The sequence below is a fragment of the Arthrobacter sp. B3I4 genome, assembly GCF_030816855.1.
In the GTDB taxonomy this organism is placed as follows: Bacteria; Actinomycetota; Actinomycetes; order Actinomycetales; family Micrococcaceae; genus Arthrobacter.
This window is the reverse complement of record NZ_JAUSYK010000001.1, coordinates 3,523,371-3,539,814: the sequence shown is the minus strand read 5'-3', so window position 1 is coordinate 3,539,814 and position 16,444 is coordinate 3,523,371. Positions and strand designations below refer to the sequence as shown.

16 protein-coding genes are annotated in these 16,444 nt (G+C 68.7%); 5 read left to right on the top strand and 11 right to left on the bottom strand.

Annotated elements, in window-relative coordinates; all coding sequences use genetic code 11:
• Nucleotides 1–122 precede the first annotated feature (122 nt).
• Nucleotides 123–1,190 carry a tellurite resistance/C4-dicarboxylate transporter family protein gene (locus QFZ61_RS16600; RefSeq protein ID WP_307037869.1) on the bottom strand — a complete coding sequence of 356 codons (1,068 nt, stop codon included), beginning with the start codon at nt 1,188–1,190 and terminating at the stop codon, nt 123–125.
• A 152-nt stretch (nt 1,191–1,342) separates the two neighbouring features.
• Between QFZ61_RS16600 and QFZ61_RS16595 the strand changes: the two genes are divergently transcribed.
• Together QFZ61_RS16595 and QFZ61_RS16590 are read left to right on the top strand one after the other, a co-directional pair.
• On the top strand, nt 1,343–1,669 hold the full coding sequence (locus QFZ61_RS16595) for a YciI family protein (RefSeq protein WP_307038283.1): 327 nt from the start codon (nt 1,343–1,345) through the stop codon (nt 1,667–1,669).
• Nucleotides 1,651–3,075, top strand: coding sequence for an RNA polymerase sigma factor (locus QFZ61_RS16590; protein ID WP_307037868.1), 1,425 nt, complete (start codon nt 1,651–1,653; stop codon nt 3,073–3,075). The genes QFZ61_RS16595 and QFZ61_RS16590 overlap by 19 nt, the downstream gene beginning before the upstream one ends.
• A gap of 44 nt (nt 3,076–3,119) precedes the next feature.
• Here the strand turns inward: QFZ61_RS16590 and QFZ61_RS16585 are convergent, their stop codons facing one another.
• From QFZ61_RS16585 to QFZ61_RS16560, 6 genes are all read right to left on the bottom strand, one after another.
• Complete coding sequence (locus tag QFZ61_RS16585) at nt 3,120–4,967, bottom strand: glycoside hydrolase family 15 protein (protein ID WP_307037867.1); 1,848 nt, start codon at nt 4,965–4,967, stop codon at nt 3,120–3,122.
• Nucleotides 4,968–4,998: 31 nt separating this feature from the next.
• Nucleotides 4,999–5,475, bottom strand: coding sequence for a hypothetical protein (locus QFZ61_RS16580; protein ID WP_307037866.1), 477 nt, complete (start codon nt 5,473–5,475; stop codon nt 4,999–5,001).
• A gap of 135 nt (nt 5,476–5,610) precedes the next feature.
• The gene (locus QFZ61_RS16575; RefSeq protein WP_307037865.1) at nt 5,611–5,766 is read right to left on the bottom strand and encodes a hypothetical protein; all 156 of its coding nucleotides are present in this window, start codon (nt 5,764–5,766) and stop codon (nt 5,611–5,613) included.
• 102 nt (nt 5,767–5,868) lie between these two features.
• Nucleotides 5,869–7,140 carry an ArgE/DapE family deacylase gene (locus QFZ61_RS16570; protein ID WP_307037864.1) on the bottom strand — a complete coding sequence of 424 codons (1,272 nt, stop codon included), beginning with the start codon at nt 7,138–7,140 and terminating at the stop codon, nt 5,869–5,871.
• A 101-nt stretch (nt 7,141–7,241) separates the two neighbouring features.
• On the bottom strand, nt 7,242–8,573 hold the full coding sequence (locus QFZ61_RS16565; RefSeq protein ID WP_307037863.1) for an MFS transporter: 1,332 nt from the start codon (nt 8,571–8,573) through the stop codon (nt 7,242–7,244).
• Nucleotides 8,574–8,745: 172 nt separating this feature from the next.
• Nucleotides 8,746–9,939: a helix-turn-helix domain-containing protein gene (locus tag QFZ61_RS16560; RefSeq protein WP_307037862.1), complete on the bottom strand. Its 1,194-nt coding sequence runs from the start codon at nt 9,937–9,939 to the stop codon at nt 8,746–8,748.
• A gap of 155 nt (nt 9,940–10,094) precedes the next feature.
• Between QFZ61_RS16560 and QFZ61_RS16555 the strand changes: the two genes are divergently transcribed.
• A complete protein-coding gene (locus QFZ61_RS16555; RefSeq protein WP_307037861.1) occupies nt 10,095–11,789 on the top strand; it encodes an amidohydrolase in 1,695 nt (564 codons plus the stop codon).
• A complete protein-coding gene (locus tag QFZ61_RS16550; RefSeq protein WP_307037860.1) occupies nt 11,786–13,039 on the top strand; it encodes a M20 family metallo-hydrolase in 1,254 nt (417 codons plus the stop codon). Before QFZ61_RS16555 ends, QFZ61_RS16550 begins: the two co-directional genes overlap by 4 nt.
• A gap of 22 nt (nt 13,040–13,061) precedes the next feature.
• Here QFZ61_RS16550 and QFZ61_RS16545 read toward each other — a convergent pair whose 3' ends face one another.
• Complete coding sequence (locus tag QFZ61_RS16545) at nt 13,062–13,568, bottom strand: HNH endonuclease (protein WP_307037859.1); 507 nt, start codon at nt 13,566–13,568, stop codon at nt 13,062–13,064.
• A gap of 325 nt (nt 13,569–13,893) precedes the next feature.
• Between QFZ61_RS16545 and QFZ61_RS16540 the strand changes: the two genes are divergently transcribed.
• On the top strand, nt 13,894–14,949 hold the full coding sequence (locus tag QFZ61_RS16540; protein WP_307037858.1) for a 2,3-butanediol dehydrogenase: 1,056 nt from the start codon (nt 13,894–13,896) through the stop codon (nt 14,947–14,949).
• Between the two features lie 164 nt (nt 14,950–15,113).
• On the opposite strand, the gene QFZ61_RS16535 is transcribed toward QFZ61_RS16540, so the two are convergent.
• The 3 genes from QFZ61_RS16535 to QFZ61_RS16525 are packed head-to-tail and all read right to left on the bottom strand — an operon-like array spanning nt 15,114 to nt 16,310.
• Nucleotides 15,114–15,419 carry an SRPBCC family protein gene (locus QFZ61_RS16535; RefSeq protein WP_307037857.1) on the bottom strand — a complete coding sequence of 102 codons (306 nt, stop codon included), beginning with the start codon at nt 15,417–15,419 and terminating at the stop codon, nt 15,114–15,116.
• Nucleotides 15,358–15,555 carry a hypothetical protein gene (locus tag QFZ61_RS16530; protein WP_307038295.1) on the bottom strand — a complete coding sequence of 66 codons (198 nt, stop codon included), beginning with the start codon at nt 15,553–15,555 and terminating at the stop codon, nt 15,358–15,360. The genes QFZ61_RS16535 and QFZ61_RS16530 overlap by 62 nt, the downstream gene beginning before the upstream one ends.
• The gene (locus tag QFZ61_RS16525) at nt 15,552–16,310 is read right to left on the bottom strand and encodes a DUF4386 family protein (RefSeq protein WP_307037856.1); all 759 of its coding nucleotides are present in this window, start codon (nt 16,308–16,310) and stop codon (nt 15,552–15,554) included. Before QFZ61_RS16525 ends, QFZ61_RS16530 begins: the two co-directional genes overlap by 4 nt.
• Nucleotides 16,311–16,444: the final 134 nt, after the last annotated feature.

The window sequence follows — 16,444 nt, the reverse complement described above, 5'->3', positions numbered from 1 at the left end:
CAAACTGAAAGCCGCCATCAGCGGTAGTAGCGACCCCAATAGTATCCTCGTGGCGCCGCCTAAATTGGTGCAGCCCGGGATGGGCGCAAACGACCCGCCGCTTGGACGCCCAGTCCCCGATGTCACCGCTCCGGGCGCACGAGCGTGGCCCACAGGTGCCAGAGCATCGCTGCGAGGGTAACAAGGAATGCCGCGACCGCCAGCCAGAGCTCCGCCCGGCCGATCAGCGCCACCAGGGGCAGCCGGTCCGCGCGCCCCAGGTAGATCCCGGCCACGGCATACATGCCCAGCGGAAAGATCACACTCCACAAACCGGGTTCGTAGGACAACGGCACCTTGTGGACCACGTGCCGCCACCAGCCTGCGGCGAGCAGGACCGGGAAGAGCCACGAGGCGAAGGCCCAGAACACCACCGAGGAACCGGCCACCAGCCCGCGCGTGGCGTCCACCATCGGCGCGCCGGCCATCTCGACGATCCGCGCGCCCGCGAGGACGCTGATCGCCATGGCACCCATGGCCACGAAGTACGGCGGGCGCAGGTCCTCGGGCCGGATGGGGTACGTCATGAGCCGCAGTGACACGAATATCCCCACCGCGGCGTACAGGATGAGCCCCACCGACCAGGCCACGACGGCGACCAGCGCCAGCATGGCGCGCTGGTCCGGCGCCGCCTGGGGTTCGAGCGAGGCTGCCGCGACCGCCACGGACTGGCTGGCCACACACCAGATGAACCAGCTGCCGTTGGCGTCCTTCACCACGGGCCGCTCGGTCCGGCCCAGCACGGCGGTCCACGGCACCACGTAGCCGAGCACCACCCAGGCGAGCACCGCGACGGCCAGCAGCACCGCCGTCGTCCCCGGCCACCCGGCCATCCCCAGGCGCACGCCAAGAACGTTCGTGCCGGCGATGAAGGTGAAGAACCCGAACGCCCGGCCCGGGTCCAGGAAGTCGAGGCGCATGTCGGCGCGGAACCGCACCAGGCGCACCAAGCTGAGGACCAGGATCACGGCGTACGAGACCCCGCAGACCACCAGCAGTGCCGCAGAGAGGGCGGTGAAGCCTTCGAGCTCGAGCCCCACCGAGATGATCCCGCTGGCCATCGTGAGGGCGAAGTACCCCGGCGTGAGCGTCTGGACCGCCCGGGAGATACGGGAGCCGGCGGGATTCCGGGCGGTTGTGGCGGCGGTCATGGCACCAAGCTTAGGACGTGCTGATCTGGCCCGAGCCGTAGCGGCCACTACGGGGCCGCGGGAAAGAATTTCCTGCCGCGTGTCCTTTTGGCGACCTCCCGGCCGTCGTAGTGGTGTATCAACCTATAAAGAGAGGAATCATCGTGGAGTACATGCTTTTTATCTGCAGCGATCCCAGGGCGCCGGAATATGTGGCGGCCGAGGACAATATCGAGGAATGGGTTGCCGAGATGGAGGCGCGCGGCGTCGCCCTTCACGGCGACCGGCTGCGTCCCGTCGAGGACGCCACCACTGTCACCGTCCGCGGGGGCGAAGTGTTGGTCTCGGACGGGCCCTTCGCGGAGACCAAGGAATGGATCGCGGGCTATGACGTTATCAAGTGCGCCGATCTCGACGAGGCCATCGAGGTGGCGTCCAAGCACCCCATGGCACGGTTCGGCAAGATCGAGATCAGGCCCCTGTGGCCGCTCAGCCTGTAGCCGGCAGTCCGGCCGCCGACACCGCTGACCAGGCGGGACACGACCCGCCGCCGGCGTCGGCGGCCGTCCGGGCCGCCGTCGAAGCCGCCTCCGCCGTCGAGACTGCGCGGATCACAGCAACCCTCATTCGCGTGACGGGCGACTGGAGCCTGGCAGAGGACTGCGTCCAGGACGCCTTTGCCCGCGCGTTGGCCGACTGGCCGGCACGCGGCGTTCCCCGGAACCCCGGGGCGTGGCTGACAACTGTGGCCAAGAACAGCGCGATCGACCGCCTGCGGAAAGCGGCCGGCGAAAGGAAAGCTTTGCATGAACTCAGGATTCTCGCGGAGCTTGAAGGGGCGGCAGGGGAGGCAGGCAGTGATCCGGCGGCCGACGACGACCGGTTGCGGCTGATTTACACCTGCTGCCACCCTGCCCTCCCGCTCGATGCCCGGGTGGCGTTGACGCTGCGTACGGTCGCCGGGCTGACCACAGGTGAGATCGCGCGCGCCTTCCTCGTCTCCGAGGCGGCCATGTCAAAACGGCTGGTCCGGGCTCGGACCAAGATCCGGGATGCCGGGATACCGTACCGGGTGCCGCCGCCGGAGCTCATTTCCGAACGCACCGCGGGGATCCTGGCCGTGCTGTATCTGCTGTTCAATGAAGGCTACTCAGCGACCGGCGGCGGATCGTTGATCCGTGAGCCCCTGGTCCGGGAAGCCATCCGTCTCACCCGGCTGCTGATTTCCTTGCTCGACGGTTCCCCGCAGGAACCGGAGGCGCTGGCCCTGCTGGCCCTCATGCTGTTCCACCACGCCCGGCACGCGGCGAGGATGGACGCGGCAGGGGACCTGGTTACGCTGGAAGACCAGGACCGGGCACTATGGGATCAGGCCGCGATCGCAGAAGCCGTTGCCCTGCTGGCGGACGCGGACCGGTCCGGCACTTCCCGCGGCGCCCGGCCCGGGAGCTACCGCGTCCAGGCCCACATTGCCGCGTGCCACATGAATGCCGGCAGCCCGGACAGCACGGACTTCGCCCGGATCGCGGTGCTCTATGGCGTGCTTGCACAGATCGCCCCATCGCCGGTAGTCGAACTCAACCGTGCCGTCGCCGTCGCCATGTCCCAGGGACCGGAGGCGGGGCTGGTACTGATCGACCAGCTGGACCGGACACGGGCACTCGAGGGGTACTACCTCCTGCCGGCCGCGAAGGCGGACATCCTGCGCCGCCTTGGACGAAAGGCAGAGGCCGGCCTCGCCTATCAGCGGGCCCGGGACCTTGCACCGACGGAGGCCGAGCGCCGCTACCTCAGCAAACGCCTCGCGGAGACCGGCCCCGGACCCGCGGACCGCGCTATGGACATAGCCGGCAAGCTCGGAGAGACCAGGCTGTGGCCCATCGAGGTGCGCCGGATCGACCCCTGAGGCCCGGAGCCGGGAAGGCCGGGCCGGCTCTTTCCGGCCGCCCGTCACCTCCGCCGCTGCCGGTACTGCTTCATTGGAGGTCGTCCAGTGGCGGGCCTACCACAAGCAGCATCGCGGAGCGCCAGCGCCGCCTGGACCAGCGCGGCATGCGTCAGCGCCTGGGGGTAGTTCCCGAGCAGGGCCCCGGTGGCCGGGTCGGCTTCCTCACTGAACAGGCCCAGCGGGCCGCCGACCTCCATCAGCGCCTCGAACAGTTCCTCGGCCTCTGCGGACCGTCCCGTGAGGGCGAGGGCCTGGACGAGCCAGAAGGAGCAGGGCAGGAAGGCGCCTTCATCCCCGGGCAGCCCGTCCTGGCCGGGCGGGTAGCGGTACAGGAAGGGGTAGCCGGCGGACAGCTCCGCGGCGACGGCGTCCACCGTGCCCCGCAGCCGCGCCGAGTCCGGCGCCTCGAAACCGGTCACCGGCAGGATCAGCAGGGCCGAATCCAGATCGGCCGAGCCGTAGGAGCGGGTGTAGGTGTTCCGGGACGGGTCGAATCCCCGGGCGGTGATGTCCGCGGCGACCGCCGCCCGCGCTGATTCCCAGCGGCGCCGCCGTCGTGCGCTGACCCGGTGCGTCCCGGCGATGCGCAGCGCCCGGTCCAGGGCCAGCCAGCCCATGATCTTCGAATGCACATGGTGCGCCGGATCGTCGCGGATCTCCCAGATGCCGGCGTCGGGTTCCGGCCAGCGCCGCGCCACGAGGTCCGTGAAGCCGCGCATCGCCCGCCACGTCTCCGAATTGAGCCGGTGGCCCTGCCCGACGAGATTCCACGCGGCGTCCAGGACCCAGCCGTAACCGTCGAGCTGGTGCTGGTGGGCGGCGCCGTTGCCCGTCCGCACCGGGGCGCTGCCCGCATAGCCCGGCCAGCCCGCCAGGGTGCGCTCGCGGGGGACATGCCCGCCCATCAGCGTGAGCAGGGCCGGCAGCCGGGGCCGCTGCAGCCGGCTGGCGTGCAGCAGCCAGTTCAGGAAGTTCAGGGCCGCGGCGTCCTTGCCCACGGCCAGGAACGCGGCGATTCCGATGCTGGCGTCCCGCGGCCAGGCGTACCGGTAATCCCAGTTCCGGATGCCGCCCGGGTCCTCCGGCAGGGACGTGGTGGGGGCAGCCACCGGCGCGCCCGACGGCGAGTAGGTCAGCAGCTTCAACGTCAGCAGGCTCCGCAACACCGGCTCACGGAACGGAACGTCGTCGCTGACACCTGAGGTCCACTCCCGCCAGCGCGCCTCGTCGGCGTCCACCAGGTCCCACGCGGTTTCGGGATCGACCCAGACCAGCGGCTCCCCGTACGCCAAGGCCAGCGCCATCACCAGCGGGCGGCCGGGCTCCACGGTGACTGCCGCCGTCCTCCCCGGCTCCAGCCGCAGCCCGCCACTGCAGCCCAGCGACATGGCCAGGGCGCCCCACTCGCAGACCAAGTGCTGACCGTGGCGGACGCGTGGGCGGAGGTGGCGCTCGCCGAAGCGCGGGTCATAGACGACGGCGGCCTGCGCCGGTGCGCCCGCCGCCTCCAGTCGCCGGATCAGGAGGGTGGTAGGCAGCAGTTGGCCCGACACTTCCGCAACCATCGCCTCGGTGAGGGACAGCGTGCCGGCGTCGGTGGCCCAGACCGTTTCCAGCGTCGCGGTGTGCGGCCGGTAGCGGCGGCTGAGCTGGTGTGCGGGCAGGGCGGGACCGGCGCGGAAGGTGCCTGCCTCCGGGCCGCCGAGCAGTGCGCCGAAGACGGGGTCGCCGTCGAAGGTGGGGGCGCAGAGCCAGTCGATGCCGCCGTCGGCCGAGACCAGGGCGGCGGTCCGGGTGTCGCCCAGCAGCCCGTAGTCGGCGAGAGCGGGGGAAGGGGCCGATGGTTCCATGCGGATGCACCTTCTTTCGACGCCGCCCGGGTCAGCGGACCGTGAGGAGCAGCCCGAGCAACGAACCGTAGACCAGGTGGGCCGCCACGGCCACCGCGGGCGTTTGGATCCCGTAGTTGAGCCCCAGCAGGCCCGGCGGTTCCAGCGCCGCACGGCTGGCCGGGCCAGCCCTGGTGCTGGCCATGCGGGGGTGGATGCCGGGCAGCAGCGGCAGGATAATGGTCAGCGCCACGGTGACATGCAGCAGGCCCAGCAACGCGCCGATCCACCAGGTAGCCCTGCCCAGCAACGCGAAGGTCGCCGCATAGCCGAGGGCGAAGACCTGACCGGCCGCGAGGTGGATGAAGAACCCGGCGATCCGGGCCTTGTCCGGGTCGGGAGTGACGAGGCTGCCCAGGACCAGCGCAAGGTCAAGCCGCGTCCAGCCCGCCATCTGGCAAAAGATCATCACCGCGGTCAGGGCGGTGGTGGCCAGCAGCCCGAACAGTGCCCAGCCCGGCCAGTCCATCTCAACTGCCGCCTGACTGCTTGCGGGTTAGGGCCTCAAGTGTTCTATCCATCGGGCACCTTCTAAAAGAAGAGTAGCTAATTTTAGAATGCGGGAAATGAGAGAAGCAAGGACCCGGGCGCCAGCTAGCCGGAATTATTCGAGCTGTGCCGTCAAGAAGGCGTCTAGCTCATCATCAGTTGGTTCTCTGAGCTCCACCGGCGTGATCGCCGGGATAGGGTCCAGGTAATCATTGATCGACGTCTGGCCCTCCAGTTGCAGGGGTGGCTGGTAGTCGGCTTCTGAGTCCATAACGGCCTTCCAGGTTCGGTGTCTAGCAATACCGTAGCCCGGCGGGAAGCAACTGGCCGGCAGGGTGGGCAGGCAGTTCTCCCAACTCCCCGGTAGCGTCCCCTACCGCTCGTCGATGCCGCACCAGTCGGCGATGAACAGGGCGATGCTCTTGGTGATCCGGCGGACGGATTCGACCGAGACCCGCTCGTCGAACCCGTGGATGGCTTCCGAGACGGGGCCGTAGACCAGCGCGGGCGTGTCGGCGTAGAGGGTGAAGACCCGGCCGTCGAGGTAGCCGGGCGTGGTGAAGCTTTCCAGTTCGCGGCCGAACGCCTGCGCGTGGGTGCGCTCCAGCATGGCCTCAGCGTCGCTGCCCGGTTCCAGCACGTATCCTTCGGAGAAGAAGCCGGTTTTCTCGCCGACGGCCTTGATCGGGGCGGGCCCGCGGCCCAGGGAGGCGAGGCATTCCTGCAGTTCGGACCAGGCCTGTTCGGCGCTGATGCCGGGATAGATCGCTGCCCGCACATCGAACTCGCACCAGGCCGGAACGCTGGAGGGCCAGTCGCCGCCGGCGATCCCGCCGAAGTTGAAGTTGATGGGGTGATCCAGGTCCTCGAAGTAGCGGTGCTGTCCCCGGTCCGCGTTCCACTTTTCCTCGACCTCCCGCAGCGCGGACATTGCCGTGTACGCGGCGTCGATGGCGTTGAAGCCGGTGCCCATCTCACGGGGATGGGTCGGGCTGCCGGTGACCCTGACCTTGAACCAGAGCACGCCCACGTTGGCGCGCACCAGCATGTCTTCCTCGGGTTCGGGGATGATGACGGAGTCGGCGCCGTAGCCGCGCATCAGGGCGGACAGGGAGCCGTTGCCCGTGCATTCCTCCTCGACGACGGACTGGAAGTGGATGCGGCCGGCCGGTTCGAACCCGGCGGCACGGACGGCGTCGAAGGCAAAGAGGTTCGCCGCGAGCCCGGCCTTCATGTCGCCTGCGCCGCGGCCGTAAAGCCACCCGTCGATGATGGGGGCGTCCCAGGGCAAGCGGGACCAGGCCTCGGACGGCCCTTCGGGGACGACGTCGATGTGGCCGTTGAGGATGAGGGAACGGCCGCGCTCGGCAGCCGGCCGATAGGTGCCCACGACGTTGGTCATCCCGTCGTAGGACACCGTCACGGGACCGAAGCCCTCATGCGCGGAGAGCTCCTCGGCGTCCAGCTCCCAGCGGTCCATCTCCAGGCCGCGGCCGGCCATGGCCCCGTACATCAGGTCCTGGGCGCTGCCCTCCCGGGTGCGCAGCGACGGGTGCCTGACCAGGTCCTGGGTGAAGGACAGCTGGGCGTCGAAGGCGGCGTCGACGGCGTCGAGGATGCGCCGGGTGTGGTCGTCACTGAGCATGTTCGTCTCCTAAAGAGCGGGGGAGCCGTCCGGCGTCGGACGGCTCCCCGATTGTGGTGGTTGAGCATTCGTATGAGGTTGAGCAGCGGCCCGCGGCCGTATTAGCTGCTAGTGACGAGTTTCTTGTCCTGAACGCGCAGGCGCTCGCCGAAGAACCCGCCGACTGCGGTGAGCAGGGAGATGATCGCCAGAATCAGGGCTGCACCCCACGACTGGTTGCCCGAGATGCCCAGCATGGCGGTGGCCAGCAGGGGCATGAAACCGCTGGTGGCGCCCGCAATGTTGTAGCCGAGGGCGACGCCAGAGTACCGCAGCTTCGGCGGGAACAGCTCGGTCAGCAGGGCGCCGTTGACGGCGTAGGCCACCGCAATGAGCATGATGCCGATGGTGATGGCCAGCGTGATCATCAGCGGCGACTTGGTGTCGATCATCGCGAAGAGGGGGAATGCCGTGACGGCGCTGACGATGCCGCCCCACATGGTCACCTTGCCCGGGCCGATCTTCTCGGCCAGCCGGCCCATAAGGAAGGTGACGCCGATCTGGGCAACCGCGGCCACCAGCGTCGCGTTGACCATGACGTTCCGGTCCACCTTCAGAGTGTTGGCGCCGTAGCTCACCACGAAGGTGGTGATCATGTAGAAGCCGCCGACGCCGAGCAGCGCGGCGAGGATTGCCACGAGCAGGCGGCCGCCGGCGTGGCGGAACACGTCCAGGGCCGGGACCTTGGAGGTTTCGCCCAGGGCGAGCAGGTCCTTGAAGATGGGGGATTCCTCGACCTTGAGACGGATCCAGAGCGCGATGCCCAGCATCGGGAAGGCCAGCAGGAACGGAATGCGCCAGCCCCAAGCGTCAAAGAATTCGGACGGGAAGAGCAGGACCAGCGAGAAGGCGCCGGAGGCCAGCAGCGTCGCAACCGGCGAGCCTACCTGGACCAGCGCGGCGTACCGGCCGCGTTTTTCGACCGGAGCGTGCTCGACCGCCATGGTCACGGCGCCGCCCCACTCGCCGCCGACCGCCAGGCCCTGGACCAGGCGCAGGACGGCGAGCAGGACGGGCGCGGCGAGGCCGATGCTGCCGAAGTCCGGCAGTAAGCCGATCAAGGCGGTGGCTGCGCCGATCATGACGATGGTCATCAGAAGCGCCGGCCGCCGTCCGTAACGGTCGCCGATGTAGCCGAAGATGACGGCACCGATCGGGCGAGCGGCGAAGCCGACGCCGAAGGTGGCGAAGGAGGCCAGCAGGGCCGCGGTGGGGTCCATGTTGGTGAAGAAGAGCCGGTTGAAGACCAGCGCCGCGGCGGTGCCGAAGAGGTAGTAGTCGTACCACTCCAGCGCGGTCCCGACGAAGGCGGCGCGGGCAATCTTTCCGGCGTCTTTGCCGGAGATCACCGGAGGAGCACCTGCGGCGGAGGAGAGTGAATTTGAGGTGGTCACTGCGTGAGCCCTTTCGAGCGGGGTGGAGTTCTGCATCTCGGGTCCCGCGGCGGTCGGAAGGCCGGAGCCTGCACTGCTGCGGTGGTTATCTTCGAGCGTAGATGAGTGATAACGCCCACAACAATGACAATATCCACCCACTTCCAGCGGGTTGCTTGGGCATCTTCACAACTCAGTCCGTGAATTCGCTGTACCGGCTGAGGGCAACAAGGGCTCGTGCGGCCTCCGCCGGCACGGTGAGGTCGAGGCCGATCACCTCGTGCAGGCTGTGGAGGCGGTTCACCACTGTGTTCCGGTGGCAGAAGAGTTCCTCGGCCGTTTCCTTGATCGATCCGGTCCGCCCGTAGCTGCGTGCGACCTGCAGCAGTCGTTGGCGTTCCAGCGGCGTGCACCGGTCCAGAGCCTGCTTAATCGGGGCGGAAAAGTCCGGGAACTTCTGCTCCAGGAGACTTCCGGCGATGCCCATCCACGCCTCCTCCATCGTCGCCAGCCCCGTGCCGCGGCGCTTCTGCTGCGCCAGCACCAACGCGGACGCGGCCGCGGCGGGGACGGCGGCCAGTCCCTCGACGCCGGGGACATACCCGGCCGGGAAGCCGGGCCCTTCCTCCTGCCAGGTTCGTCCCTTGCGTTGCTGGCGGAAGAGATACAGGGCCCCGGTGTTCTCGTACACATAGGTTCGGTGGTCGGACTCGAATTGGCGCTGGGCCACAGCCACGGCGTCCAGGGTGACGGCCAGTACCTCGAAGGTTCCGGTGGCCTGGACCCCCAGGGCCGCGGCCAGCTCCTGGACCTCGCCGGAGCCTCCCAGGTCGGCGTTGAACAGCCGGGAAAGCAGGCGCTGACGGTACAGCTGCTTGTTGCGGGCCAGCCGGGCCTCTTCCTCGGCATAGGCCTGCTGGATGCTGCTCACATAGCCTTCGACGGCGTCGAGCACCCGGTCCATGTTGGCCACCAGGACGCCGATCCCCTTGTCCCGCGCGACCCGTTCCAGCCCCTTCCAAAGGACTCGGAAGTCGTTGCGGATGGCCTCAAGGAACGCGTCCAGAGGGACACCCTGGCGGGCCCGGCGGGCGGCCACCTCGCGGGGAAGGGCCTGCAGGTCAGGGGGAAGTTCCAGCCCGGCCATCTGGAACAGGAACATGTCCATGGTGTCCGCGGCGGTCCGGTAGACATCGTCCTTCGGCACCAGTGCTTCGCCGTAGGAAATGGTGGCAAAGCGCTCCAGGAAGTCGTTCACCAGCAAGGAGCGGTCCTTCCACAGGCTCTCCAGCAGCTCGACCCATTCCGGCTCGGTGGGGCGGCCCGGCCGGAACTCGCGGGGAAGCGGTTCCGGGGACGGCGCGGTGTTGCCGGCTGGTGCTGTCATGCCTCCATTTTATGCAAATGCCTAAGCAGTGCTACCGAAGCGGCGTTCTATGTCCATTGAGGCCAGCAAAGTTACAGCGTTGAATGGACTCGAGCCCCACCTACAGACCCGGTTCGAACCTTGATAAGTTCCGGGAGCCACAGCAAAGAGGATTAATGCCCATCGATCTGCTGATCCGCAACGCCCGCATACTGACCCAGGATGCCTCCCGCCCCACGGCGGCGAGCCTGCTGATCCACGACGGCAAGATCCTGGACGTGGACCCGGACGACGATCTTGCCCGCCATGCAGCTCGGACCATCGATGCCGCCGGGACCACCATCGTCCCCGGATTCAACGACGTGCACGCGCACAGCGTGTGGTTCGGCCTCGGGCTGATGGAGGCCAACGTGGGTGCAGCGGCGAGCCTGGACGAGGTGTACGACATCATCGCCGAGGCCGCCGCAGGAACCACCGACGGGGAATGGGTGGTGGCGTCCGGCTACAGCCCGCTGCTGCTCGAAGGCCAGCAGCCGGACCGCGGCCGCCTGGATGCAGCGGCCGGGGGACGCCCGGTGTGGATCAAGCACTCCTCGGGTCATGCCTGCACGCTTAACGGGGTGGGGCTGGAGCTAGTGGCCGCCGACGCCGACCTCACCGCCCCGATCGACGGCGGCGCCGTCGTCGTGGGCGACGACGGCCAGCCGACGGGGCTGCTGGAGGAAAATGCCATGCGGCTGGTGCAGGACATCCTGCTGCCGTATCCGCTGGAGACCATCGAACGCGCGCTGGACCTGGCGACGTCGCACTACCTCTCCGAAGGAATCACCAGCGTCACGGATGCGGGCATTGCCGGCGGCTGGATCGGCTATTCGCCGCGCGAGTTCGCCGCCTACCAGAACGCCCGCGACAAAGGGCTGCTCAGCGTTCGGATGCAGCCCATGCTCGTCATGGACGCCCTCCACGATGTGCCGGGCCATGCCGACGACCCGGCCGGGCGGGGCCTTGACGCCGGGATCCGCTCCGGGCTGGGGGACGACTGGCTGCGCCTGGGCCCGGTGAAGATCTTCAGCGACGGATCGCTGCTGGGCAGCACGGCCTACATGACCGAAGACTATGTCGGCTGCACCCACAACCACGGCTACCTGCAAATGGACGCGGACCAGCTGCGCGAATCGGCCCTTAGCGCCTACCGGGCGGGCTGGGCGATTGCGATGCACGCGATCGGTGACCACGCCGTCGACCATGCGATCGACATCATCACCGAGGCGCAGGAGAACTACGGTTCTAACGCCCAGCCCAACCGGATCGAGCATGGCGGCGTGGTCCGCCCGGAACAGCTCGACCGGATCGCCGAGGCCGGAATCGTGCTGGTCCCGCAGCCGCACTTCATTACCGAGTTCGGCGACGGGATGGCCCGCCTGCTGGGCCCGAAGCGCACCTCGTGGTCCTACCCGGCCAGGAGCCTGCTGGAACGGGGCGTCACGCTGCCGGGAAGCTCGGACCGTCCCGTCTCCAACGGCAGGCCGCTGGACGTCATGCAGTCCTTCGTCGAGCGGCTGACTCCCTCCGGCGAGGTCTACGGCCCGGACGAAAGGATCACGGCAGCCGAGGCGCTGGCCGCCTACACCACCGGTTCCGCCGCTGCTACGGGTACCGGCCACACCAAGGGCCGCCTGGCCCCGGGGTACCTGGCGGACCTGGTGTTCCTCGACCAGGACCCGACCGCCGTCGACCCCTCCAACATCGCGGCCACGCAGGTGCTGGCCACCATGGTGGGCGGGCAGATCCGTTTCGGCGCGGACAATCTACCAACGCCGGTCCGCGCCGCGGACCTGGCGGCAGCACTGACAGGGGAGGAAACCCTATGAGCACCACCCACGACCAGTTCCTTGCGGATTTCGCCACGATGTCCGGCTTCGGCGCCACGCCCGGCGGAGGCGTGGACCGGCAGGCGGGCACACCGGCCGACCACGCCACCAGGGCCTGGTTCAGCCAGTGGCTGGCCGAACACGGCTACACCGAAACCGTGGATGAGGCTGGCAACCAGTTCGGAACTGTCGAGCTGGTTCCGGGTGCTCCTTACGTGCTGGTCGGTTCGCACTTGGACTCCCAGCCTCTGGCCGGGCGGTACGACGGGGCCTACGGGGTGCTCGCGGCGGCGCACGCAGTTGCCCGCGTCGCGGCGGAGGCCAAGGCCGGGAACCTGGAGCCCGCCTACAACCTGGCGGTCGTGAACTGGTTCAACGAGGAGGGCAGCCGCTTCGCGCCCAGCATGATGGGCAGCGGGGTCTTCACCGGGAAACTGCAGCTTACAGACGCGCTGGCCACGGCCGATCCCGCCGGCACGACCGTAGCCCAGGCCCTGGCCGCAGGGCACCGAGCCCCGGACGCGAACGCTCCGGTCCTCGCCCAGGTTGCCCGCTACGCCGAGATTCACATCGAGCAGGGCAGGAACCTGGAGGAGAGCGGCACCCAGGTGGGGATCGTTGACCGGACCTGGGCGGCCAGCAAGTACCGGGTCACGGTGGACGGCGCGCAGTCGCACACCGGCGCCACACGGATGGAGGACCGCCGGGACGCCCTCTTCGGGGCCGCGCTGGTCATCGCCGCCGGGCGGGAACTGGCCGCGGAGTTCGAGCCCGGGATGCTGCACACCTCGGTCTCCGAGCTGTACGTCCTGCCGAATTCGCCGGTCACCATCGCCCGGCAGGTGCTGATGAACCTGGACCTGCGTTCCCCGGACGAGTCGGTGCTGGCCCTCGCCATGGAACGGCTGGACAAGAGGATCACCGACGCCGAGGCGGACTCCCGCACGGACATTCGCCTGGACCTGACGCACAACTGGGGCGTGGTGTCCTACCAGCCCGCGGGGGCGACGTTGGGCAGGACCAGCGCGGAGAGCCTGGGCTACTCCCACACGGATGTCATGACGGTTGCCGGCCACGATTCGACGAATATGAAGGACGTGGTTCCGACCGTGATGCTCTTCGTTCCCAGCGTGGAGGGCATCTCGCACAACGAGGCGGAGTACACGCGCGACGACGACGCGTTGCGCGGCGTCGAACTGCTCACCGAGGTCACCCGGCGGCTTGTCCGCGGCGAACTGGAAGAGGACTAGCCGGGGCGGCGGGCGGGGCTACCTAGGGGAGCGGCTGCCGAGCACCGACGCTCTTGTCACCGTCCGGCGCGGCGTAGTTCCGACGTCGTCCCTCCAGCCGTGCCTGCTGCCCGGGCGAAGGTATACGAGCCCCTTTCGAACGGTTGCAGCCGGCGCAGGCGGCAACAAAGTTCTGAAGGCTGGTTGAGCCGCCCTTGGACCAGGGGTAGAAGTGGTCACCGTGCTCGGCGGGCCGTGGGCAGCGCCGCCGGAACCCGGCCTCCAGCTCGCACTGGCCGCGGCCCGTGCCATGCCCTCCTTGCGCTGCTGGCGGCTGAAACGCCGCACTGGATCCCGGCGTCGGGCGTCGCGGGCGTGGACGACGGCGGCTGCGATGCCCAGACCAACGATGAAGAGCACCGGAAGCGCGGCCGCGGCCACAACCCTGCTGTAAAGGCTGTTCAACACCCCGGCGGCAGCAGCTACGCCCCCGCCAGCGCCGGTGCTTCCTGTCCGCGTGAATGTTAGGAGGAGCGAGACGGCTAACCATACGACTGCCGCCGAGTAAGCAAGGCGCAGTCCCTGCCGGCTCCAATAGATGCGCATCAGTTCAACCATCGGTTCATTCCCCCAAATGAGCTTCAGTTGGCAGCGCCGCTGCAGTGCCAATGGCACAGAGCGTACCGCCCCGGGCTCGGCGAAGCGTCTCGGCGTCAGCCGAGGCGTCCAAGTTGTGCTTCATCGTGCATGCCCGCCATCGCGCAGGGTCCGTGGTCTCTATTCAACGCCGCACCCCGATGGCAGGATGGGCGGGCCGGGCCCGGGCAGACCGCGGCCCCAGAGATCGTCACCTCCCCAGAATGGAAAGGACCGTCATGAAGGCAGCACGTTTCCACGCCCGCAAGGACATCCGGATCGAGGACATCCCGGAACCGGAGCTCCGGGCAGGGGCGGTGAAGATCGACGTCGCGTGGTGCGGGATTTGCGGCACTGACCTGCACGAATACCTGGAAGGGCCCATCTTCTGCCCGGCGCCCGGGCATCCGCACCCGCTCTCGCACGAGGAGTCACCGGTGGTCCTGGGGCACGAGTTCTCCGGGACGGTGTCCGAGGTCGGCGACGGGGTGGAAGGCATCTCGGTGGGCGACAACGTCGTCGTCGAACCCTATTTTGTGGACGGCGACTGTGACATGTGCCAGGCCGGCAGCTACCACCTGTGCCGGCAAATGGGCTTCATTGGGCTCTCCGGCGGCGGGGGCGGGCTGAGCGAAAAGATCGTGGTGGACCAGCGCTGGGTGCACCCGGTCGGGGAGATTCCGCTGGATGAAGCGGCCCTGATTGAGCCGCTCTCCGTGGCGCACCATGCGGTGGCGCGCAGCGGCGCCAAGGCCGGCGACGTGGCCCTGGTGGGCGGGTCCGGCCCGATCGGGCTGCTGACCGCGGCGGTCCTGAAGGGCATGGGCGTGACCACGATCATCAGCGAACTGACCCAGGCGCGGAAGGAAAAGGCCGTCTCCAGCGGGGTGGCCGACCACGTGCTGGACCCCAGCCAGGAGAAAGTCCCGGACCGGGTGCGCGAGCTCACCGGCGGTACCGGCGCCGACGTCGCCTTCGAATGCGCCGGCGTGAACGCGGTGCTGGACACCATGCTCGACGCCGTCCGCCCCGGGGCGGTGGTGGTCAACGTATCCATCTGGGGAGCACCCGCCACCGTGGACATGCAGAAGCTGGTGCTCAAGGAGATCGACCTGCGCGGCACCATCGCCTACGTCCGGGACCATCCCGCGGTCATCAAGATGGTGCAGGAGGGCAAGGTGGACCTCAAGCCGTTCATCACCGGCAGGATCGCGCTGGACGACCTCGTGGAACAGGGCTTCGACACCCTCATCAACCACAAGGACACGGCCGTGAAGGTGCTGGTGCACCCGTAAAGAAGCTCGACGCGGGGCGGCGGCGCCAGTCCGAGGGCCGCCGGTGCCAGCAGCGCCACTGCCGCCGGGGAGAACGTGCCCATTCCACGCTGCTCGAAGTCGCCCCCGAGCGGGCCGGAGACTACCTGTAAAGACGGCGGCGCTCACCGTCGGCGGCGGGGCCGTCAAGGCTCCTCAGCCGCTTCAAGATGTGCCTTCAGGGCGGACCAGATCCGTTGCTCCCGCCTGCGTCCCAGGGCTGCCAACAGCGGCGCCGCGAGCTTCAGCAGTCCTTTCGGCCGGAGGTCCCAGGTCCACGTCATCCGGGTTCCGTCCGTCTCCGGTGCGAAGGTCAGGAACCCGCTGATGTCCGCCGCGCCCATGCGGGTCACTGAGCCCAGCCGTTCCGGGCGGGCGTACTCGGTGACCTCAAGGTCGAACGGCACTTTCCGCCTGCCCGACGTCGTGACGGCCCGCCACCGGGCGCCCACGCCGATCGGCCCTGGCGTGGTCTTCTCGATCTGGTATTTCAGGGTTGTAGGTCGGCTCGTCCCGCTCGTCCGCGACGAAGTCGAAGACTTCCTCGGAGGTGCGCCGGATGAGAATGGAGCCAGTGAACGATGTCATGTTGTTCCCTGTCCCCTTGGGGTCTTCTGGGGGCGGCGGATGCCCGGCGTGCCGTCGGCCTGGGTGCGACGTGCCAACCGAAGGAGTGAGACGCCCACGACGGCGAACCAGGCCCACAGCAGTGGCCCGTACACGGTGTAGAGGGCCGGCAGCGCGAAGCGCAGGGCCTCGCTGGCGAGGCCGAGGGCTCCGGTGACGATCCCCAGCCAGCCGGCCCAGTGCGGCAGAACACCCCGGCGCAGGGGCAGCGAGATCAGCAGCAGTCCCAGCGGGGTGAGGGCCCCGGCGAGGGAGACGGTGTTGTTTTCCGCCACCAGCGCCTCCGCCGCCGCGACGAAGGCGGATCTCGTGCCGGCGTCGGGAGCTGCAGCGTACTGGTCGCTGAGGTACACGAGCGACAGGGTCCCCTCGCTCGTCACCGGGACGGCAAGGAGTGCGGTCCAGGATGCGCCACCCACCGCGAAGCCCAGGACCGCAAGGCCGGGACTGGCGGGCAGCAGGACGATAAGGAGCGCGACGAAGACGACAAGCCCGAACAGCGACGGCACGAGCCAGAGAATCTGCTGGGCTATGTAGGAGGCCTTGTGGTCGTCGATGAACCGCAGGGTTGCCCCGCCCCCGGAGACCGGCGGGGGATTCAGGGCGTACAGCGCAAGGGCTGCCAGCCCGAAGAGGACGAAGAGAATCCCGGCGACACCGCCGGTCCGGTACAGGGGAGCCCACGCCCCGGCCTTGGGCCATAAGAGCGCCGACATGCCTTGATGATGGCCGCGGCGCCACTCATCGCTGTAGGGCCGAACGTCCCCGGCTGGACGTTGGAGCCGGAGTCGGGCGGGACTGCGGCCCCGACGCCGGCCGGGGGCCGGTGGCGGGGCCGCAGGGTGGAACT